This window comes from Acinetobacter sp. (assembly GCF_039596015.1).
In the GTDB taxonomy this organism is placed as follows: domain Bacteria; phylum Pseudomonadota; class Gammaproteobacteria; order Pseudomonadales; family Moraxellaceae; genus Acinetobacter.
Map to the genome: position 1 here is coordinate 20,793 of NZ_JBCNKN010000004.1, position 21,179 is coordinate 41,971.

22 protein-coding genes and 1 tRNA gene are annotated in these 21,179 nt (G+C 38.3%); 16 read left to right on the forward strand and 7 right to left on the reverse strand.

Annotation, left to right across the window (positions count from 1 at the left end; genetic code table 11):
• Positions 1-66 precede the first annotated feature (66 nt).
• Positions 67-540, reverse strand: a complete 474-nt coding sequence (locus ABDV70_RS05270; RefSeq protein WP_343596011.1) for a DUF523 domain-containing protein — start codon at positions 538-540, stop codon at positions 67-69.
• Positions 541-937: 397 nt separating this feature from the next.
• On the opposite strand from ABDV70_RS05270, the gene ABDV70_RS05275 reads away from it, so the two are divergent.
• The 10 genes from ABDV70_RS05275 to ABDV70_RS05320 all read left to right on the forward strand — a co-directional run bounded on the left by ABDV70_RS05275 (position 938) and on the right by ABDV70_RS05320 (position 8,711).
• On the forward strand, positions 938-1,381 hold the full coding sequence (locus ABDV70_RS05275; protein ID WP_343596012.1) for a thioesterase family protein: 444 nt from the start codon (positions 938-940) through the stop codon (positions 1,379-1,381).
• A gap of 220 nt (positions 1,382-1,601) precedes the next feature.
• Positions 1,602-3,422 (forward strand): translation elongation factor 4, encoded by a 1,821-nt coding sequence (lepA, locus tag ABDV70_RS05280; protein WP_343596013.1) that lies wholly within the window; start codon positions 1,602-1,604, stop codon positions 3,420-3,422.
• 19 nt (positions 3,423-3,441) lie between these two features.
• Entirely contained in the window at positions 3,442-4,305 is an 864-nt protein-coding gene (lepB, locus tag ABDV70_RS05285; RefSeq protein ID WP_343596015.1) for a signal peptidase I, read from the forward strand.
• A gap of 24 nt (positions 4,306-4,329) precedes the next feature.
• Positions 4,330-4,707: a DUF4845 domain-containing protein gene (locus ABDV70_RS05290; RefSeq protein ID WP_343596017.1), complete on the forward strand. Its 378-nt coding sequence runs from the start codon at positions 4,330-4,332 to the stop codon at positions 4,705-4,707.
• Positions 4,679-5,380, forward strand: coding sequence for a ribonuclease III (gene rnc, locus ABDV70_RS05295; RefSeq protein ID WP_343596019.1), 702 nt, complete (start codon positions 4,679-4,681; stop codon positions 5,378-5,380). The genes ABDV70_RS05290 and rnc overlap by 29 nt, the downstream gene beginning before the upstream one ends.
• 2 nt (positions 5,381-5,382) lie before the next feature.
• Entirely contained in the window at positions 5,383-6,402 is a 1,020-nt protein-coding gene (gene era, locus ABDV70_RS05300; protein ID WP_343596427.1) for a GTPase Era, read from the forward strand.
• A gap of 10 nt (positions 6,403-6,412) precedes the next feature.
• Entirely contained in the window at positions 6,413-6,598 is a 186-nt protein-coding gene (locus ABDV70_RS05305; protein ID WP_343596020.1) for an NF038104 family lipoprotein, read from the forward strand.
• Between the two features lie 6 nt (positions 6,599-6,604).
• The gene (locus ABDV70_RS05310) at positions 6,605-7,315 is read left to right on the forward strand and encodes a DNA repair protein RecO C-terminal domain-containing protein (protein WP_343596022.1); all 711 of its coding nucleotides are present in this window, start codon (positions 6,605-6,607) and stop codon (positions 7,313-7,315) included.
• A 14-nt stretch (positions 7,316-7,329) separates the two neighbouring features.
• Positions 7,330-8,058 carry a pyridoxine 5'-phosphate synthase gene (pdxJ, locus tag ABDV70_RS05315; RefSeq protein WP_343596024.1) on the forward strand — a complete coding sequence of 243 codons (729 nt, stop codon included), beginning with the start codon at positions 7,330-7,332 and terminating at the stop codon, positions 8,056-8,058.
• On the forward strand, positions 8,058-8,711 hold the full coding sequence (locus ABDV70_RS05320) for a tRNA-(ms[2]io[6]A)-hydroxylase (protein ID WP_343596026.1): 654 nt from the start codon (positions 8,058-8,060) through the stop codon (positions 8,709-8,711). Before pdxJ ends, ABDV70_RS05320 begins: the two co-directional genes overlap by 1 nt.
• Before the next feature lie 48 nt (positions 8,712-8,759).
• Here ABDV70_RS05320 and ABDV70_RS05325 read toward each other — a convergent pair whose 3' ends face one another.
• Positions 8,760-9,104 carry a hypothetical protein gene (locus ABDV70_RS05325; protein ID WP_343596028.1) on the reverse strand — a complete coding sequence of 115 codons (345 nt, stop codon included), beginning with the start codon at positions 9,102-9,104 and terminating at the stop codon, positions 8,760-8,762.
• A gap of 368 nt (positions 9,105-9,472) precedes the next feature.
• Positions 9,473-9,548: transfer RNA gene (locus ABDV70_RS05330), tRNA-Asn, on the reverse strand.
• Positions 9,549-9,784: 236 nt separating this feature from the next.
• On the opposite strand from ABDV70_RS05330, the gene ABDV70_RS05335 reads away from it, so the two are divergent.
• Positions 9,785-10,213: a hypothetical protein gene (locus tag ABDV70_RS05335; RefSeq protein WP_343596029.1), complete on the forward strand. Its 429-nt coding sequence runs from the start codon at positions 9,785-9,787 to the stop codon at positions 10,211-10,213.
• A gap of 59 nt (positions 10,214-10,272) precedes the next feature.
• On the opposite strand, the gene ABDV70_RS05340 is transcribed toward ABDV70_RS05335, so the two are convergent.
• Positions 10,273-11,505, reverse strand: coding sequence for a pyridoxal phosphate-dependent aminotransferase (locus ABDV70_RS05340; protein ID WP_343596031.1), 1,233 nt, complete (start codon positions 11,503-11,505; stop codon positions 10,273-10,275).
• Positions 11,506-11,979: 474 nt separating this feature from the next.
• Between ABDV70_RS05340 and ABDV70_RS05345 the strand changes: the two genes are divergently transcribed.
• Positions 11,980-12,147, forward strand: a complete 168-nt coding sequence (locus ABDV70_RS05345; RefSeq protein WP_343596032.1) for a hypothetical protein — start codon at positions 11,980-11,982, stop codon at positions 12,145-12,147.
• Positions 12,148-12,173: 26 nt separating this feature from the next.
• Here the strand turns inward: ABDV70_RS05345 and ABDV70_RS05350 are convergent, their stop codons facing one another.
• Both ABDV70_RS05350 and ABDV70_RS05355 read right to left on the reverse strand, forming a co-directional pair.
• Positions 12,174-13,616: a sensor domain-containing diguanylate cyclase gene (locus ABDV70_RS05350; protein WP_343596033.1), complete on the reverse strand. Its 1,443-nt coding sequence runs from the start codon at positions 13,614-13,616 to the stop codon at positions 12,174-12,176.
• A 130-nt stretch (positions 13,617-13,746) separates the two neighbouring features.
• Entirely contained in the window at positions 13,747-14,532 is a 786-nt protein-coding gene (locus tag ABDV70_RS05355) for a hypothetical protein (RefSeq protein WP_343596034.1), read from the reverse strand.
• A 222-nt stretch (positions 14,533-14,754) separates the two neighbouring features.
• On the opposite strand from ABDV70_RS05355, the gene uvrB reads away from it, so the two are divergent.
• From uvrB to ABDV70_RS05375, 4 genes are all read left to right on the forward strand, one after another.
• Entirely contained in the window at positions 14,755-16,773 is a 2,019-nt protein-coding gene (gene uvrB, locus ABDV70_RS05360) for an excinuclease ABC subunit UvrB (protein WP_343596036.1), read from the forward strand.
• 105 nt (positions 16,774-16,878) lie between these two features.
• Positions 16,879-17,457, forward strand: a complete 579-nt coding sequence (locus tag ABDV70_RS05365; protein WP_343596037.1) for a lipocalin family protein — start codon at positions 16,879-16,881, stop codon at positions 17,455-17,457.
• Between the two features lie 62 nt (positions 17,458-17,519).
• The gene (gene rarD, locus ABDV70_RS05370; RefSeq protein WP_343596038.1) at positions 17,520-18,458 is read left to right on the forward strand and encodes an EamA family transporter RarD; all 939 of its coding nucleotides are present in this window, start codon (positions 17,520-17,522) and stop codon (positions 18,456-18,458) included.
• A 196-nt stretch (positions 18,459-18,654) separates the two neighbouring features.
• Complete coding sequence (locus tag ABDV70_RS05375; RefSeq protein WP_343596039.1) at positions 18,655-20,109, forward strand: glyceraldehyde-3-phosphate dehydrogenase; 1,455 nt, start codon at positions 18,655-18,657, stop codon at positions 20,107-20,109.
• Positions 20,110-20,247: 138 nt separating this feature from the next.
• On the opposite strand, the gene ABDV70_RS05380 is transcribed toward ABDV70_RS05375, so the two are convergent.
• The gene (locus tag ABDV70_RS05380; RefSeq protein WP_343596040.1) at positions 20,248-21,102 is read right to left on the reverse strand and encodes an SDR family oxidoreductase; all 855 of its coding nucleotides are present in this window, start codon (positions 21,100-21,102) and stop codon (positions 20,248-20,250) included.
• Between the last annotated feature and the right edge of the window lie 77 nt (positions 21,103-21,179).

Sequence of the window (21,179 nt, forward strand, 5' to 3'; positions counted from 1 at the left end):
TGATAAGCGGTATACACCTTGATATCTGATTAGGCCCAAGAAAATAAACGATGCAAGACTTAAAAACTAAAGTAAATGATGCTGCAAAAACCATTGTTCAAGTTCATTTTCTGAAATCACTTCAAATCCATGCTGTTGTAATAAAGCCGTCGTCACGCCAACCCCAATTCGTTTTGTATGACGAAAATGACCATCATAGATGAACTGATGACCACAAGACGGGCTATTTTCTTTTAAGACGAGACATTGTGCATTGAGTTGCTGCGCCATTTTTAAGGTTTTTTGAGCACCATCAAGATACATTTGGGTGACATCTGTACCAGAGGCATCGATCACTTTTGCATGACCTTGAATCACATCATAACCTGATCCATTTTGTATTTCTGCGGGCAGGCGAGGCGTTGAAAATCCACCCAAAAGTTCAGGGCAAACCGCTTTTGCTTTGCCTTGTGAAATAAGTTGATTTAAGACTGGATAGAGACAAGACTTGCCATCATAACGGACAGGTTCACCTGCAAGACATGCACTGATTAAAAGCATAAAGAAGCGAGTTTTTAGCTATTTCTAAGAATTATAAACAAATTAAAACAAGAAATCTTGCAGAAGTAGAAAGGTCTAAGTTGAACTTTTACCTTGAATTTGATGAAGTCTCGTGCCTATTTCTGAAGAAAAGTACAATATTAAATTAATGAAATCTGCCTAAAGATATGGGATGAACAGTATGAAAAATAAGTAAATTATTCATGATGCTCAAACTAGAGTAATATGGAAAAAGATAGAGTATAAATACATGAAGAAATTGGTTATCTATTCATGTTTGCCTTATTCGTTAAAATAGAGCAAGCAAGGCTGAAATTGTGAAATTTATGTCGAATATCTATCATTGCAAACATAGATGGATGGTCAACAGCCCCTAATTTAGGAATGAGAGAGTAAATTGAGTCAGGTTTTTGATTTTAAAATAAAAGTGGAACTAGAACATATTGATGTATTGGGACATGTGAATAATGTCGTCTACATTGCATGGATGCAGCAAGTTGCCCAGCAACATTCAGAACAACTAGGATTGGGCTTAGCTGAATTTCAACAGCTTAAACATGCAATGGTCGCAGTGGAACATCATGTGCAATATCGAAAAGCGGCTCAGTTAGATGATGAAATTATCTTACGAACATGGCTATCCAAAATCGACAGTATGTATTCTTTTCGGGAATATGCTTTTTATCGGGAAAAAGATCAGTCTGTCATCTTTATCGGTAAAACCAAATGGGCTTGTGTTGAAATAGCAACGGGGCGTCCCAAAAGACTGTCACCAACATTTTTGCAAACCTATCAACCGATAGATGCAGAAATTAATCCGTATGATTTTTATAAACTTTAATCATTATTTTTTTTAAAGAAAGATCTTCGATTGTTTAGGATGATTGTTTCTTTGAGATAGGATAAATGACTTAATTTTTCAGCGATTCTCTGCTTCAAAATGAAATAATGGATACTTTAAAATATCCATCTGCTATAATCGCTCGCAATTTCGTTAACAGTTTGTGCTATGTACATGTTTAAAGTAGGTACATGGCGTTTTTAACTTTTTAAGGTAGCTCATGGCGCAAGCTAAAAAATCCGTTGATATAAAAAATATCCGCAACTTCAGTATCATTGCTCACATTGACCACGGTAAATCGACTTTGGCAGACCGCTTTATTCAAATGTGTGGTGGTCTTCAAGAACGTGAAATGCAAGCTCAGGTTCTTGATTCAATGGAACTTGAACGTGAACGTGGTATTACGATTAAAGCTGCGTCAGTGACGTTGTATTACACACATCCAAATGGTCAGGAGTATCAACTTAACTTTATTGATACCCCAGGACACGTCGACTTTTCTTATGAAGTTTCACGTTCTTTGGCTGCATGTGAAGGTGCGTTACTTGTTGTGGATGCTGCCCAAGGCGTCGAAGCACAATCTGTTGCAAACTGTTATACCGCAATTGAACAGGGGCTGGAAGTCTTACCAATTTTAAATAAAATTGATTTACCTCAAGCAGAACCTGAGCGTGTTATTCACGAAATTGAAGAAATTATTGGGATTGAAGCAACCCATGCGCCAACATGTTCAGCAAAAACAGGTTTAGGTGTAGAGCAAGTTTTAGAAACATTAGTTGATATTATTCCTGCCCCAACAGGTGACCGTGACGCACCATTACAAGCATTAATTGTTGACTCATGGTTTGACAACTATTTAGGTGTTGTTTCACTGGTTCGTATTAAGCAAGGTCGTATCCGCAAGGGCGACAGAATGTTGGTAAAATCGACAGGGCAAGTTCATCCTGTTACTTCTGTGGGTATTTTTAATCCAAAACATACTGAAACAGATATGTTGGAAGCGGGCGAAGTTGGTTTTGTGATTGCGGGGATTAAGGACATTTTTGGTGCGCCAGTAGGTGATACTATTACACTGTCGAATACCCCAGATGTTGCTTCATTACCTGGATTTAAAAAGGTTAAACCACAGGTTTATGCGGGTCTTTTCCCAATTGATTCAAGTGATTTTGAACCTTTCCGTGAAGCGTTACAAAAATTACAAATTAACGACTCGGCATTGTTCTTCGAACCTGAAAGTTCAGATGCACTTGGTTTTGGTTTCCGTTGTGGCTTCTTGGGAATGCTACATATGGAAATCGTACAAGAACGTTTAGAACGTGAGTACGACCTTGATCTAATTACTTCTGCGCCAACGGTAATCTATGAAGCCGTGACCAAAGCAGGCGAAACGATTTATATCGATAGTCCATCTAAAATGCCAGATGGTTCAACAGTTGAAGATTTACGTGAACCGATTGCAGAATGTCATATCCTTGTTCCACAAGAATATTTGGGTAATGTCATGACATTGTGTATTGAGCGCCGTGGTGTTCAAAAAGACATGAAGTTCTTGGGTAATCAGGTTTCAATTACATTTGATATTCCAATGGCTGAAGTCGTAATGGACTTCTTTGACCGCTTAAAATCATGTTCACGTGGTTTTGCTTCACTTGATTACAACTTTGTTCGTTTTGAAAGTGCAAGCCTTGTAAAAGTTGATGTTCTGATTAATGGTGATAAGGTTGATGCTCTGGCAATGATCTGCCACCGTAACGATGCTCGCTACCGTGGTAACTCACTGGTTGAAAAAATGAAAGAGCTTATTCCACGTCAAATGTTTGATGTCGCGATTCAAGCGGCCATTGGCGCACAAATTATTGCGCGTTCAACTGTGAAAGCAATGCGTAAAAACGTGTTGGCAAAATGTTATGGCGGTGACGTATCTCGTAAGAAAAAATTGCTTGCGAAACAAAAAGAAGGTAAAAAGCGTATGAAACAGGTGGGGAGTGTAGAAATTCCTCAGGAAGCCTTCTTAGCTGTTTTACAAGTTGATAAAAAGTAAGTCCGATTAGGAAAAGCCCATGGATTTTGATTTTAATTTAATCCTCGTTCCCGTAACGATTATCTTCTTTTTAGTTTGGTTGCTTGATAAGTTAAAACTCAAGCAGCGCGAAACAAAAGGGCGTGGTAACGAACATTTCATCATTACATGGGCTTATGACTTTTGGCCAGTATTGGCTGTTGTATTGGTATTACGTTCATTTTTATATGAGCCATTTAATATTCCGTCCGATTCTATGGTGCCAACTTTAGAAACAGGCGATTATATTTTGGTGAATAAATTTAATTATGGTATTCGTTTACCGTTATTAAATAAAAAAGTCATTTCTATTGGTGAGCCTGAACGTGGCGATGTCATCGTTTTTCGTTATCCATTACAGCCAAATATTAGCTATATTAAACGCGTAGTGGGTTTGCCTGGCGATCATATTAGCTATCGTAATGGTTTATTAACGATTAATGGTAAAGTGATTACAGAAACACCAACACAGTTTAACCGTGAAAAAGATAAATTATCTTCTTTTACCCCACAATATACCTATGAAACTCTAGGTACGCATAAGCATTTAGTTCGTCACCTTCAAGGTCGGGATCCGCTCATTGAGCAATACAATTATGCAGTGACTGCTAACCAGCCAAGTGCTGTACCTTTTGTTGCTGGTGCGAATAAAACCTTTGTCCAAAGTGATGGTAAAGCATGGGAAGTAACAGTTCCTGCCGGACATTATTTTGCAATGGGTGATAACCGCGATGAAAGTGCTGACAGTCGTTTCTGGGGATTTGTACCCGAAGAGAACCTGACAGGACGAGCATTTTTGATCTGGATGCATAAAGAACCTGGATTGCATCTTCCAAGTTTTAGCCGAGATGGTAAAATTGATTAAAATTTAACTTGGATAATAACTAAAATGTTACAACGTCAACGTGGCGCTTCGTATTTAGGGTATTTATTCGGTGTTATTGCTCTGATCGCGGCATTAAAAATTGTGGTTGCAGTATGGCCTGTTTATTGGGATGACTATATCATCAATAAACAAATTATAGAGGTGTTAAAAACCAATGATACCTCTATTTCTCCAACCCAGTTCTCATCCAAAATGGATGAGCAACTGAGTCTGAACAACATCCAGAATACAAAATTCAATGACATTGCTAAGGTGTCAAATGATGAAGGTCAGATACAGGTGGCAAAACACTATGAAGTGCGTAGACATCTGTTTCTGAATATTGATTTAATTCTAAGCTTCGAGAAAAGTTTTGATCAAAGGACAGTCCAAGCTAAGTAGTTTACGCTTAGCTCAACAAATCGGTTATCAGTTTAAGCAAGCTGAATTGTTGCAACTTGCCTTAACACATCGTTCAGTGAGCCATAAATATAATTATGAACGGTTGGAGTTCCTTGGGGACTCTTTACTGGGCATGATTATTGCGCACTATTTGTACCATGCTTACCCACAGGAAAATGAGGGAAGGCTGACGCGTATGCGCGCAACATTAGTGCGGCAGGAAAGTTTAGGTAAAATTGCAAACGATTTGAAACTTAGTCAGTATATGATTCTAAGTATGGGAGAATTGAAATCGGGTGGTCATCATCGCGAATCGATTCTTGCTGATACGGTTGAAGCCATTATTGGCGCTATTTATTTAGATTGTAATGACCTAGAGCAGTTAAAGAAAATTGTCTTAAACTGGTATAAACCCTATTTAGGTTATATCGAACCCACGGATCAACTTAAAGATCCAAAGTCACGCTTGCAAGAGTTTTTACAAGCACACAAAAAACCTCTGCCGATTTATGAAGTTACTGATATTCAGGGAGATGCGCCAAATCAACACTTTAAAGTGGTGTGTAAAGTGGAAGATTTGCCAGTAACACTAGGCGAAGGAAGCAGCCGTCGTTTTGCCGAGCAGGCAGCGGCTGCTGAAATATTGAAGTTATTGGAGCAAAAAACAGCATGACGATGTCATCTGATCAAAACGATGATCAAAATGTGAATCCTGAAGATCAAAATTTGATTGATTCATTCTTTAAGTCACAAGGCACAATTATTCCCGCAGATTTTAAAAGTGGATTTGTTGCTATTGTTGGACGTCCTAACGTCGGTAAATCTACATTGATGAACCACTTATTAGGACAAAAACTTTCGATTACATCTCGTAAACCGCAAACTACACGCCATAAAATTGTTGGTATTGACTCTCGTGAGAAATCACAAGCTGTGTATGTTGATACTCCGGGGATGCATAAGAAAGAAGTCCGCGCCATCAATAAGATGATGAACCGTGCAGCACATTCAGCATTGCGTGATGTGAACTTGGTTTTATTTGTGATCGATGGTCATAAATGGACTGCCAATGATGATTTGGTTCTTGAAAAATTACAAAATGCAGAAATGCCTGTGATTTTGGTGATCAATAAAATTGATACGCTTGAAGATAAAAAATCTTTACTGCCATTGATTCAAGAACGTACAAAATTAATGAATTTTGCTGAGATTGTTCCTGTATCTGCATTACGCGGTGCAAATCTTGATCATCTTCGAGATACGATTGAAAAATATTTACCATTTTCACAACCGTTATATTCATTTGATCAAGTGACAGACCGTTCAGAACGTTTCTTGGCAAGTGAAATCATTCGTGAAAAAATCATGCGTCAGTTGGGTGAAGAACTCCCTTATGACTTGACTGTACAAATTGAGTCGTTTAAAACCGAAGATGCAACAATCAATGAAAAAACAGGTCGTCCAAAACCTGCATGTACTTACATTGATGCGACCATTTTTGTGGATCGTCCGGGCCAAAAAGCAATTGTGATTGGCGAAAAAGGCGCTAAACTGAAAAAAATTGGTATGGATGCTCGTGTAGATATGGAAAAAATGTTTGAGCAAAAAATCATGCTAACACTTTGGGTTAAAGTCAAAGGTGGTTGGTCTGATGATGAGCGAGCATTAAAGAGTCTCGGTTATAGCGACATCTAAGAGTATAGCTATGGGTAAAATATTTATCTTGTTGGTCACAGCACTATGTTTACAGGGTTGTATTACCAGTATCGTCACCTTACCTGTAAAAGTTGCATATGAAGCAACAAAGGGCGTGGTAAAAGGCACAGCAGCAGTTGTACGCGCTGTGACACCTGATGGTGACGACGACGACAAAGAAAAAGAAGATAAATAACCATTTATGCGCAATGAAGTTTTACATGGATATTTAATTCATCATCGTAAATACCGTGAAAAAAGTCATATTGTGCATTTATTTACCCAAGAGCATGGGCGTGTTGATGGCATATTGCGTCAAACGCCCCCGCCTCAGTTTCAGCCAATTCAGCTTCAGGCTTCGGGAAAATCTGAGCTTAAAAATTTAAGTAAACTTGAAATACAACAACAACCTATTTTTTTTCATGGCGATGCCTTTTTTTGTGGGTTTTATCTAAATGAAATTATTTTGCGACTATGTCCATTAGAAGAAAACTTACCACATACCTTTCATCAATATGCCATTTGTCTTACACATCTTCAGCATTTAGCCGAACAGCCAGATCAGGCTTTGTTCTTAAAGCAAATACTCAGACAATTTGAACATGCGCTATTACAGGATTTGGGATATCCCATCGATTTTGGTTTGGATGCACATCAAAGCCCAATCATCCCAAATACACATTATCAATTTCATATCAATGAAGGTTTTTTGCCTGAAATAAAAGCGACTGCCTCGGCTTTAACAGGTGAGCTAATTTTAAGCATGCAAAATCATATTCAAGGTAGGGAATTTGATTCACAACAGTTACAATGTCTAACGAAACTTTATCGACAGATGATCACATCCTTGTTGGGAGAGCGTCCATTAAAAAGCCGCCAATTATGGATTCAGCATCGTCATATTCAGAACTAAATAGGAAAAATGCTATGGCTGTTTTACTTGGTGTAAATATTGACCATGTTGCCACTTTAAGACAAGCACGCGGTACACATTATCCTGACCCTGTTCAGGCGGCTTTGTTGTGTGAAGAATCGGGTGCGGAAGGGATTACCTTGCACCTACGTGAAGACCGTCGTCATATTCAGGATGATGATGTACGTCGCATGCGTCCAGCACTTAAAACAAGAATGAATTTGGAAATGGCTGTAACAGATGAAATGGTTGCATTTGCCAAAGAAATTAAGCCACAACACGTATGTTTTGTTCCTGAACGTCGCCAAGAGCTGACCACTGAAGGTGGTTTGGATGTTGCAGGACAGTTGGATAAAGTAAAAAATGCGACACAGGCGTTAATCGCCATTGGTTGTGATGTGTCATTATTTATTGATGCTGATTTTGCACAAATTGATGCCGCTGTTGCATGTGGCGCACCAACGATTGAATTGCATACAGGTGCTTATGCAGATGCTGAAACCGAGGAAAAGCAACAACAAGAATTAAAGCGAATTATTGATGCGACACGCTATGCCTCAGAAAAAGGTTTGGTTGTGAATGCAGGTCATGGGTTAAATTTACAGAATGTTGCACCAATTGCAGCGATCCCTCAGATTCATGAGTTAAACATTGGTCATTCTATTATTGCAGATAGTATCTTTGTTGGTCTTGCACAGGCAGTGCAACAGATGAAAGCAGCAATTGATGCAGCGAGTAAGTAATGTCAAATACGCAGTATGATGAATTAATGCAACCTGTGATTGCATTTTTAGGTTGCGAAACACCCAAAGCATGGTTAGATGAGGCTGTTAATAATCTTGAATTATTGATGCAAGACCATGCCAACTGCGAAAAAAAAGCAGCAGGCACAGCAATGAATCTGATGTTTCGCTACAGTTTTTTCACAGATTTACAGGTTAAGCTTGCCCAATTGGTTCGCGAAGAAATGTTGCACTACGAGCAAGTTTTGGAATTTATGGCGAAGCGTGGTCAAGAATGGAAAGCGGTCAGTGCAGGGCGCTATGCAGGGGGATTACGTAAGGAAGTGCGTACTTATGAACCCGAAGCTTTGATAGATGTACTGATTATTGGTGCATTTGTAGAAGCCCGTTCATGTGAGCGATTTTATGCACTTGCACCATTGGTAGATGACGAATTAGGGCGGTATTACCGTTATTTATTAAAGTCGGAGTCTCGTCATTATGAGGACTACTTGGCATTGGCACTAGAAGTTGCAAATACGGCTAAAATGAAAAATCCTGAAGAAGACATTCAACAACGGATTGAACATATTCGAGAAGTTGAAAAACAGTTAATTTTAACGCCAGATGATATGTTCCGTTTTCATAGTGGTGTGCCTGCTACTGTGGTGTAAGGCTGAATGTAACAAAAAAAGCTCCTAATAAGTAGGAGCTTTTTTATTTTAGTTTTTAGCTTTTTCTTTAATATCTTTTGCTGTGTCTTCAACAGCTTGAGCTGTTTTTACTGTCGCATCTTGAGCTGTCGCTGTTGCTTTATCTGTTGCTTCAGCCGTTGCTGTTTGTGCATGGTCAGCAGCAGCATTAATTTTTGCAGTTGCGTCTTTTGTTGCGGTATCAATTTTTGCTGTAGCATCACTTGCAGCATTTTTGATGTCATGTCCGGCTTGTTCTGCTGCTTTATCTAAATGTTGTTCGGTTGTTGCACCTGTTTCAGGGGCTTTTGCTTTATTACAACCAGCAAGGATAATAGGTGTAACAAGGCTCACTGCGATTAAAAGTTTTTTCATTTAATTATTCCTATTGATTTAAATTTATCCAATCACTTGGATCAAAAATATATAAACATAGCTAAAAAAGGAAATAAAGTATTTACAAGATAGATTTTTGTAAAGCAATAACAGGCTAAATTTCCTCAGATTATATGTATATCTCGCTACGATAAGCTGTTATTTTTCACAAAATATATGATTGGAATGATAATACAGTTTAACTACAATGGTTTCTTATAACGGGGAAAAGTGGCCGTACAATAATCGTTTGGGAATATTTACAATTGTTATAGGTATTTTTAATATTCAAATATGATCAGTAGGAACGCAGGGTAAAAGTATTAGGCGTAAAAAAACCTACTTTTAAAAAGTAGGTTTTTGAATTCTGGCTCTCCAACCTGGGCTCGAACCAGGGACCTGCGGATTAACAGTCCGTCGCTCTACCGACTGAGCTATTGGAGAATCTGAGAGCGATTATAAAGAGATTTTAAAAACGGTCAAGCTGATTTTTTTATTTTGGTGACTAGATGTTTTATATTTAAGCAAAGTGTTGTGAATTCAAAAAAATACTTGTGATTAAAAAATAAAATTGGTTAAATGAATAACTATATAACAAGATTTGAAATAGGTTTTCTATTTCAAGTGTGGATTTAACCCAAATTGCCAGCACAAAATGGCTAAATCGGAGGTCGAACTGTATGCCGACATTGAATATTCAACAGATCTTTTCTAATTTCTCTTGGTATCAAACCCATTATTTATCAATTATTAAAGATCCATCTCAATATTATCAAACCGTAGAAACGGCACAGATTTATTTTGGCTTTGTAAGTGAACAAAAGTTGTATATAGGCGATCTATTGCAGTTATGGTTTGCACATAAATGGATAGATGGTGATGTTGGGGTACTGAACTTAGAAGAGAAGAATTTTTGGCAACCTGTTCAGCGCATACAATCTGGCAATGAGCTTTATTTATTTTCAATTTCTTCAAATGGATTGCAAAAGCATTCGACTGCTTTAGCTTGGTCGACGCATGAGCAGGCAATCGTAACGGTTACACTAACTCAAACTTTGGCATATTATTTAAGTTTTATTGCATTAGAACGACCTAAGCATAACTCTTAAAATTTTAAGCATAAAAAAGCCCAGATCAATGTGAACTGGGCTTTTTTTATTTGGATCGCTTAAGCTGCATTTTCAGCTTTAATTGATGCAATTGCTTCTTCTACACCATCAATAGATTCAGCTGCTTTCTTGATACGAGCAAGCGCATCAACTAAAACTTCATCAGCAGTTGCATAAGAAATACGCATATAACCGCCAAGGCCGAAAGCATCACCAGGTACAACAGCGACGCCAGTTTCTTCAAGTAACCATGCTGCAAATTCTGTGCATGATTTTAAACCTTTAGCACGAATCAATGGACGAATGTTCGCGTAGGCATAGAATGCGCCATCGGCAGGTAAACAAGAAATACCTTTGATGTCATTTAAACCATTCACAACTAAGTCGTGACGACGTTTAAATGCTTCAATCATTGGTTTAAGAACATCTTGCGAACCATTTAGGGCTGCTTCTGCTGCAACTTGTGAAATAGATGTTGGGTTAGAAGTTGATTGAGATTGGATTTTTTTCATTGCGCCAATCAATTTTGCAGGACCTGCTGCATAACCAATACGCCAGCCTGTCATCGCATAGGCTTTAGACACACCATTTAATACAATAACACGGTCATATAAATCTGGTGCGACAGTTGCGATGTTAAAGAATTCATCATCCCAACGAATTGGCTCATACATGTCGTCTGATGCGACAAAAACTTGAGGGTGACGACGTAAAACTTCAGCTAAAGCTTCTAGTTCTGCTTTTGTATAAATCATCCCTGTTGGGTTTGAAGGGCTGTTTAACACAACTAAACGTGTTTTTTCAGTAATTGCCGCTTCTAATTGTTCAGGTGTGATTTTGAAGCGTTGTTCTTCACCACATTTTACAATAACAGGTGTGCCTTCAGCGATAATCACCATATCTGGATAGCTTACCCAGTACGGTGCAGGAATAATCACTTCATCACCTTTGTTTAACAAAGCAAGTGCCAAGTTAAAGAAAGATTGTTTCCCACCACAAGAAACCAAAATCTGGTTTGCTTGATAGTCTAAATTATTATCACGTTTAAGTTTTGCGATAATTGCTTTTTTAAGGCCTGGCGTACCATCAACAGCAGTATATTTGGTGAAACCATTGTTAATAGCTTCAATCGCTGCATCTTTGATATGTTGCGGGGTGTCGAAATCAGGTTCGCCTGCACCTAGACCAATAACGTTTTTACCTGCTGCTTTAAGTTCAGCAGCTTTATTGGTTACGGCAAGTGTAGGGGACGGTTTGATGGCATTCACGCGATCTGACAGACGTACGTCCACGGCAATATTCCTTCTTTGTGGGATTAAAAAACAAAACTATTCTATCTTAACGGAAAAACGAAAACATGCTAGATGATAATGCATTAATTTTCCTTATTAAGACCTTAGCGGTTATTAAATTCACATCAATATGCAAAAAGTAGATAGTAAATAATATGTTGGAATATTAAATGAAGGCTAAATTTGGGTGAAGTGGTACAGATAATAAGTATGGTACATAAATTGCCGAAGCGGATATCGAAAGGGTTTGTGTGTTTGAACTTTCATATTTGTTGCTTAATAATTGAATAGATGGCAGTGCAATAGAGATTGTTATCATGAAACAAACATAAATATATTCATGCCTCGAAACGAGATTAATTACTCAAATTTAATAAGATTATCGAGGTTCGACATGGAGTGGTTGATAAAAAACTCGTCAAATACCAAGAAAAGCCTTAAACTAGGGCTTAGTTTGAATTTAGATTTAAATGTATGAACACTCGTAAAGCTCAGGCCAAACTCCCATTTTCTTTGCCAAAGAAAGACGCACAAGACACAACCGATGCAATGCATAACCAAGTTCGTCCTAAACCAGAACAGTATGCGGATCGCACTTGGATGCCACCACGTGGTACGCGTCGTTCAATGGGTAAACGTTAAAAAAAACAGGCGATTGCCTGTTTTTTTTATTTTTGTGTTTTGGGATTATGCTGATAAAAATGTTTTTTATTTTCATACATGGCTTGGTCGGCACGTTTTAAAAGTTCTTCTAAATTTTCATCAGGCATGTTGGTTGCATGTCCAATGGACAAGCTAATTGGACGACTAGAATAAAATTGATTATCGATGTTGACCAGTTCATGGATGGTATGCAGTATCCCTTGAACGTCATTTTCATTTGCATCTGGCATTAAAATCACAAACTCATCGCCTCCAACGCGAGAAGCGGTAAATTGAGTATCCAAAATAATTTGATTCAGAATCACACCAATACGACGCAAAATATCATCACCAGTATCATGTCCAAGTGCATCATTAATTTCTTTTAGGCCGTTGAGGTCAAGGAAGATACAAGAAATCGGGGATATTTTGCTGCGTTGTAGGCGATTTACTTCTTCGGTAAAAAAGGCGCGGTTAAATAACTTGGTCAAGACATCGTGTTTACCCAGATATTCAAGATAATTCTCGGCTTTTTTACGTGCAGTAATGTCTGTTAGGGCAACTTGTACGATTTTCCAGTTGTGTTCATAACCTGGGAAAACCGTAAACTGTAATAAGACATTACGAATAGTGCCATCAAGTGCATAATTGATGGCTTCACGTTGGTGATGGATATTTCCTTTCCAGAGCTCCATTAATTGTTCTCTAAAGGTATTATTCATTTCCTGCGTAAAAATCTTATGTACATTTTTCAATAAAACATCTTTATTGGCAGCTTTAAATAAATCTAGAGTCGCCTGATTTACATCCAGAATGATGATATCGTCAATACATTGTTGAACAAAATCATGATGCACATCTAAAAAAGTACGAAAGTCGTCAATGCCGAGCGCTTTTAACTGGTCGATTCGTTCTTTGACACGGCTAAAGTCTTCTACCCATAACGATGTTGGTGAATAAATAAACATAGACTGGGCAAGTTGACGATTTTTTTCTTCTAGTCGTCGTGCATTTTGGTAGGCAGTGATATCTTCTGTGGTGAGTAAGATACGGGATAGATCATGCTCATGGCCAGGCAAAACCGTTGCTCTGACCTGAACATCCAGCCGTTTTCCTGTCAGTGTATAGTTGACATTGGTGCTGGTAAATTCGGTTCTTCCTTCCCAAAGTGCCGCAAGTTCGTAGATATGAGATTGCAACATTTCTGCTTTAAAGACTGAATCGAGATTGCTACACAGGTGTTCTTGGTCTTTTGCTTGAAATACGTCTAAGGTTTTTTGATTAACTTTTAATACTTTAATGCATTGTGAAGATTGGAGGAGGGACTCAGGTTTTTGTTTTAAGAAGGTAACTAAATCGGTAACGCCTTGGGCTTTCCATTGATCAAATAGTTGTTTTACTTCACTAAAATCCTCAAGCCACATGGGGATAGGTGCAAGATCAAAAATAGATGAGTCTAAAATATTCATACAACGCCCCAGAGAAAATTATTCTAAAGTATTTAAAATTAATGAGACGTATTATATGCAGAAAAGAAAACCTAGGGAATAAATAAGCCGACGCGATGACTGGAATTTATCTGGTCGGCAGATTTAAGTATTAATGATGGTGTTTACGTTTGATGGGATGTTTAATTTCTATTTTACCTTCCCAGAGTGCAATAAAGTCCTGTTCATTGAACTCGTAAAGCTCCATCAGTGCTAAAACACTGCCACCAAAAAGATACCAAGCATCACTTTGCGGGGTTAAATGAAATAAAATATTGACCTGTTTGAGAATATCTTCAATTTCAAAATCTCGACGTCGACCATAACGATCTTCAGGATAAGGTCTATCTTCTAACACTTTTAAGGCAACCTGACGTTGAGCAGCAGACAAAGTGGTGGCTTGTAGTGCCTGTTCATAATCATCCGCTAACATAATTTCAGGTGTGAAAATTTGCTGTACCATTTTTGCATCAAGGTTAGGGAATAATGCGGCTGCATGTTTTTCAATATAAGGTTTGAATGATTCGGGAAAAATCACGTTAGAAGAAATATCACGGAAAAGCGGAGCAATTTCGGAGGTTTGATAACCCGCCTGACCACAACCTAAAGCGGTAATAAAATATGTCGTATTGGGATGTTTTTGCGTATAGATTTTAAAATCTTCAATATAATGTTTAATCTGTGCCAATGGCATTTGTTGTAAATGCTCATTTAAGGTTGGAATAGCGTAACTTTGTCCAGACCAGCCACGACCAACGCCAGCAAATGCACCAAAAAACTGTTGTGCGATACGTGCTGCGCCTTCTGTATGCTCTCCAGCTAAATTACTGCCAAAAACGAAAACGGTGTCGTCTGGTAAACTTTTGATAATGCTTTCATCATGGTATTGATAGTTCATTGTTTTTAAAATATTCCATTCTATAAATGTGTCTAACACAACGCCATTGGGTACATCTTAAACGCATAAGTCGCTGCGGGCTCAATCTCATGGTGCTATTGATTTATAATTGGGTCAAGCGAAAAACACTTGAATTATGTGTAAAACAGCAGCATTTATATACAAAATCTAATTTTTTAACTTTTTTGATATTGGTATCAAATTTAACGTCGAGAGAATCGTGTGAATAACCAGCCTTTTGATTTGAAAACGCATTATCAACCCGCAGGTGATCAGCCGCAAGCGATTGAAAAACTGGTGGCTGGTGTGCAACAAGGATTAAAAAATCAGTTATTGCTCGGGGTGACAGGTTCAGGTAAAACCTACACTATGGCCAATGTCATTGCGCAGTTGCAGCGCCCAACCATTGTAATGGCACACAACAAAACCCTTGCTGCTCAGTTATATGGTGAATTTAAATCATTTTTCCCAAATAACGCAGTGGAGTATTTTGTTAGTTATTACGACTATTACCAACCTGAAGCTTATGTGCCTTCTTCGGATACATTTATTGAAAAAGATGCGGCAATTAATGATCATATTGACCAGATGCGTCTTTCCGCAACCCGTTCCTTATTAGAACGCCGTGATGCGATTATTGTAGCATCGGTATCAGCAATTTATGGTTTGGGTGATCCTAATGCCTACATGCAAATGCTGTTGCATATTGTGCAGGGTGACCGAGTGAATCGTGACGACATTATTCGTCGCTTGGTGGAGATGCAATATAGCCGAAATGAACTGGAATTTGTGCGGGGTACTTATCGAATTCGTGGTGAAATTTTTGATATTTTCCCTGCGGAATCTGATCAGGAAGCAATTCGTATTGAATTATTTGACGACGAAGTAGATTCAATTCGCTGGTTTGATCCACTGACAGGAAAAATGCTGCGCAAAGTACCACGCGTAACGATCTATCCAAAAAGTCATTACGTAACCCCGAAAGATCATTTACAACGTGCGATTGGGACGATTAAGGAAGAATTGAAAGATCAAATCGCATTCTTTAAAGAACATGACAAATTGTTAGAAGCACAGCGTATTGAACAACGTACCCGTTATGATCTGGAGATGATGCAACAGTTGGGTTATACCAACGGTATTGAAAACTACTCACGCCATCTTTCAGGTCGTCAGGCAGGTGAAGCACCACCGACTTTGTTTGATTATATTCCCGATGATGCCTTGCTGATTTTGGATGAATCACATGTTACGGTTCCACAAATTGGGGCGATGTATAAAGGTGACCGTTCCCGTAAAGAGAATTTGGTGAATTATGGTTTCCGATTGCCAAGTGCATTGGATAACCGCCCCATGAAATTTGAAGAATGGGAAAGAATTGTTCCAACGACTTTATTTGTCAGTGCAACACCTGCACGTTATGAACTGGAAAAATCTGAACAGATTGTTGAACAAGTGGTGCGTCCGACGGGCTTGATTGATCCCGAAATAGAAGTGCGTCCAGTGCTCACGCAAGTCGATGATGTACTGTCTGAAATTAACTTACGTAAAAACCTTGATGAACGTGTTTTGGTGACAACACTGACAAAACGGATGGCAGAAGATTTAACCGCCTATTTAAAAGAATATGGCGTTAAGGTGGCATATTTACACTCGGATATTGATACGGTAGAGCGGGTTAAAATCATCCACGAATTACGCACAGGGATACATGACGTTTTAGTCGGGATTAACCTGTTACGTGAAGGTTTAGACATGCCAGAAGTGTCGTTGGTTGCTATTTTAGATGCTGATAAAGAAGGCTTTTTGCGTTCAGAGCGTTCATTGATTCAAACTATTGGTCGTGCTGCGCGTCATGTAAAAGGCAAAGCAATTTTATATGCTGACACGATTACAGACTCTATGCGTAAAGCGATGGATGAAACACAACGTCGTCGTGAGAAACAAATTCAGTTTAATGAAGAACATGGCATTATTCCACGTAGCGCAGTGCGTCAGGTAATCAAGGAAATTGATACTGGCGAAATATTATCTGATGACGACATTGAACTAAAAATTGAAGAGCAGATTCAGGCTTTAACCGCGGATGAACAACATTTAGTTGCTGATCCAAAATTAATGGCAAAACATTTGGCAAAACTTGAAAAAGAGATGCTCAAAGCATCGAAGGAATTGCAGTTTGAGCAAGCTGCACGAATTCGTGATGAAATGGTACGACTCAAATCTTATTTGGTTATGTAAGTTTTAGGTTTTACACAATCATAACAGTCAACCTTTGCCTTTTACGTTTAAGGTTAAATGTAAAAGGCACTTTATAACTTTATAATAAGTGGGATGACTGTATTTATGGATGATAACAATACGGCAAGTCAGTTCAGGAAATTAAAAAATTTATGGATGATATTGAGCATATTTTTACTATTACCGAATGCTTATGCCCAAAAAAAGACCATTACCGCAGTTCCTTCTCTTGAATTAGACCGTTATTTGGGGGTGTGGTATGAGATTGCACATAAATCGAGTGGTTTTTTGAGTGACTGTGTACAAAATACACAGGTTATTTACACCATTAACGTCAATAGGCAAATCGTAGTTGAAAATGATTGTATTGATGATCAAGGGCAAATGCAGTCGATAAGGGGAGAGGCATTTATTGTCAATCCACCGCACAACAGTAAGTTTAAAATCAGTTTTTTACCCGAAGTGGTGAGATGGTTAACTGTTGGACGAGATGATTATTGGGTCTTAAAAATAGATGATCATTATCAGACGGCTTTGGTGGGGGATCCTAAACATAAATATCTTTGGATTCTTTCACGACAACCAACGATGTCTGAAGCACTTTATGATGATTATGTCCGTTATGCCCAAAAAATCGGGTATCAAACCCAAGATTTAATCCGCACAAAACATACAGAAAAATGATGTTAATATAGCCCGAAGACATAGTGCGTTTTTATCAAATTTTTAGATAGGTTGGGTTGTAGATGGTTAAAGGCGTGATTTTTTCTGTTTTGGCATCTACAATTTTTGGTTTGCTGTATTTTTATAGTGCCTTACTCCAAGACTTTGATGGAACACAGGTATTTGGTTGGCGCATGATTTCATTGCTGCCATTTCTGACACTATTTATGTGGCTAACCAAAGATATTCAGCTTATTCGTGAAGTTTATTTTAGATTAAAGAAAAATCCTGCTTTTTTTCTTGTGTTGGTGCTCAGTAGCCTTTTAATGGGGGTGCAACTTTGGTTGTTCTTATGGGCACCGATGAATGGGCGAGGTATGCAGGTTTCTTTGGGATACTTTTTATTGCCACTGGTTTTAGTATTGGTGGGAAGTCTATTTTATAAAGAAAAAATATCAAATTTTCAAAAAATTGCTGTAGCGCTGGCATGTCTTGGTGTGGGGCATGAAATTTGGCGGATGGGGAGTGTTGCGTGGGAAACGATTTTGGTCGCTTTGGGGTACTCTGCATATTTCTTTATGCGCCGTTTTATCAAAACAGATCATTTGGGTGGTTTCTGGTGGGATAATGTATTGGTTCTTCCTGTAGCAGCTTATTTTATTAGTACATGGTCGAAACCTTGGCAGACTTATTTCGAACAGCCACATTTAATTTTTGTCATTATTGGGTTGGGAATTTTAAGCGCAATCGGGTTAGGCAGTTATATTCTGGCAAGTCGCTATTTACCGATGGTGTTATTTGGATTGCTGAGCTATCTAGAACCTATCCTTTTAGCGATGGCATCATTGATGTTGGGGGAATCAATTCGCCGAGAAGAATGGTTAACCTATATTCCGATTTGGTGTGCTGTTGTTGTATTGATTATGGAAGGAATATTACACCTGTATAAGCAGTATCGTGCCAAGCGTGCATTAGCTATGAATATGGAAAAATTCTCTGCTAGAGTTAATAGTGATCGATAAAAAAGATGGTTGTAATATAACCTCATAATTTAAATAAACATTTTTTTTATAAATGTATTATCTTTATTTATGTATATGATGACATCATAACGAAACAATTATAATGGTGGGGTGGGTTTTGTTTTAAGTTGAACAAAATTCATTTAAAATTGCGGTGGGATAAAACACCCCTATAACTAAATTTGAGGACGTACTTGTGAGCAAAGACACTATTATCGCTCTACATGCAGAACATCAGGGTCGTTGGAAAAATCGCGAAGAAATCGCTGAAAAAATGATTGCTTTAATCGGCCGTTTGTATCGCGAAAAAAATATCGTGACTTCTGTTTATGGTCGTGCATTAGTTAATCGTTCTGTTATTCAAATCTTAAAAGCACATCGCCGTACTCGTGTGGTTGATGTTGAATTGTCAGTTGTTCATACGTTCCCTATTTTAGAAGCACTTGCAAAGCTTGATAACATTGGATCTGCTGAGGTTGATCTAGGTAAGCTAGCTGTAGAATATAAAGAAAAAGGTGGCGACATTGATGCATTTGTTGCAAATGCAGTAGCGCCAATTGAAGGTCGTGAAGCCGATGTAGAACCAAAAGATGTTGTGCTTTATGGTTTTGGTCGTATTGGTCGTATTTTGGCACGTTTGATTATTGAGCAAACGGGTATTGGTCGTGGTTTGAGCTTAAAAGCAATCGTTGTGCGTAAATCATCTGATGGTGATTTAGCAAAACGTGCTTCATTATTGCGTCGTGACTCAATTCATGGTTCATTTGCGGGTACAATTTCTATTGATGAAGAAAATGAAGCCATCATTGCAAATGGTAATTTCATCAAAGTCATTTATGCCTCTAGCCCAAGTGAAGTTGACTATACTCAATATGGTATTGAAAGTGCACTTGTTATTGATAACACTGGCAAATGGCGTGATTCAGAAGGTTTGGCACAACATCTTAAATGCCCGGGTGCAGCGCGTGTTGTATTAACAGCACCGGGTAAAGGTGATATGAAAAATGTGGTGTTTGGTGTAAACCAAGCAGACATTTTAGATGAAGATAAAATCATCTCTGCTGCAAGCTGTACAACAAATGCAATCACACCATTGTTAAAAGTTTTGCATGACAAATATGAAGTATTGAATGGTCATGTAGAAACAGTTCACTCATTCACCAATGACCAAAACTTGATTGATAACTATCATAAAGCGGATCGTCGTGGTCGTGCTGCAACATTGAACATGGTTATCACTGAAACAGGTGCAGCAAAAGCGGTTGCTAAAGCATTGCCTGTATTAAAAGATAAGTTAACAGGTAACTCTGTTCGTGTACCAACACCAAACGTATCTTTGGCAATTTTAAATTTAACTTTGGCAAAAGATGTTGATCGTGACGAAGTGAATGAATACATTCGTCAGGTTTCAATTGGTTCACGCCTTCAAGGTCAAATTGGTTATATTAACTCGCCAGAAGTTGTGTCATCTGACTTTATTGGTTCACGTAGTGCAGGTATTTTTGATGCTCAAGCAACGATTGCATCAGGTACACGTTTAACTGCGTATGTTTGGTATGACAACGAAGTTGGTTATAGCTGTCAGGTATTGCGTATTGCCGAGTTAATGAGTGGCGTTGCGTATCCAAAAGTTCCAAACGTTTCAATTTAAAAGTTATCTTTTAAGTTTTAAAAAAAATCCCAGTTTAGAAATGAGCTGGGATTTTTTATGATCTGATTGAAGAAGGTAGATATGTTTTGCCGCGATAAACCAACATGAGATCAGTCTAGGGTGAAATATCCACGAACCTTAAGTGAGTGCATTCTTGATTAGAGCTTGGATGGATGTTGTTGGTTGACCAAGTAAGTGTTCTAAATCTTTAGATTGGCTGTACATCGCACCAAGAGCAGCTTGTTGGTCTGCATCTACAATAATTTCAACAACAGGTGCAGGAAGTCCCGCTGCGATGAGTGCTTGTGTGTACTCTGTGGCAGAAAGATTTTGATAGTGAATGGGCTGTTTTGAAATTTCACTCAGGATTGCAGCAAGTTCGCTGAGATTGAAACTTTCTGAGCCTGCAAGTTCATAAATCTGCTGGTCATGGTTGTTGCTGATTAAAACATTTGCGGCTGCCTGTGCGTAGTCTTGACGTGACGCAGCACTGATGCGACCATTTTGAGCAGCACCATATAAAATGCCTTGTTGAATTGTATGGGGTAAATTACCAAGATAATTTTCACTGTACCAATTATTTCTTAAAATGGTATAGCGTAAACCACTTTCATAAATCAGTTGTTCAGTAGCTTTGTGTTCTTTGGCAAGAATGAGTGATGATTGGTCTGCATGAAGTAGGCTGGTATAAGCGATGTATGGGACATGTGCCTGTTGGGCAGCATGAATCACAGCTTGATGTTGGGGTATTCTGCGTCCAACTTCATTGGCTGAAATTAAAAGTAATTTATCTACCTCTGTGAGTGCAGATGTAAGCGTATCTGGTTCATCATAATTGAAATATCGAATTTCAATGTGTTCTTCAAAGAGTGTTTGAGCTTTTTCTATGTTGCGAACGAGCGCTATAATTTGAATATCCTGAGCCTGTTTTTGTAAATGTGCAATAACATGCTGTCCAAGTGCACCAGTTGCACCCGTAATTGCAATTTTCATAAAAACCTCATTTTTTGAGTTTGTGATATCATCATAATTTCAAAACTAACAAAAAGTAAGTACTTACCGAAAGGTAA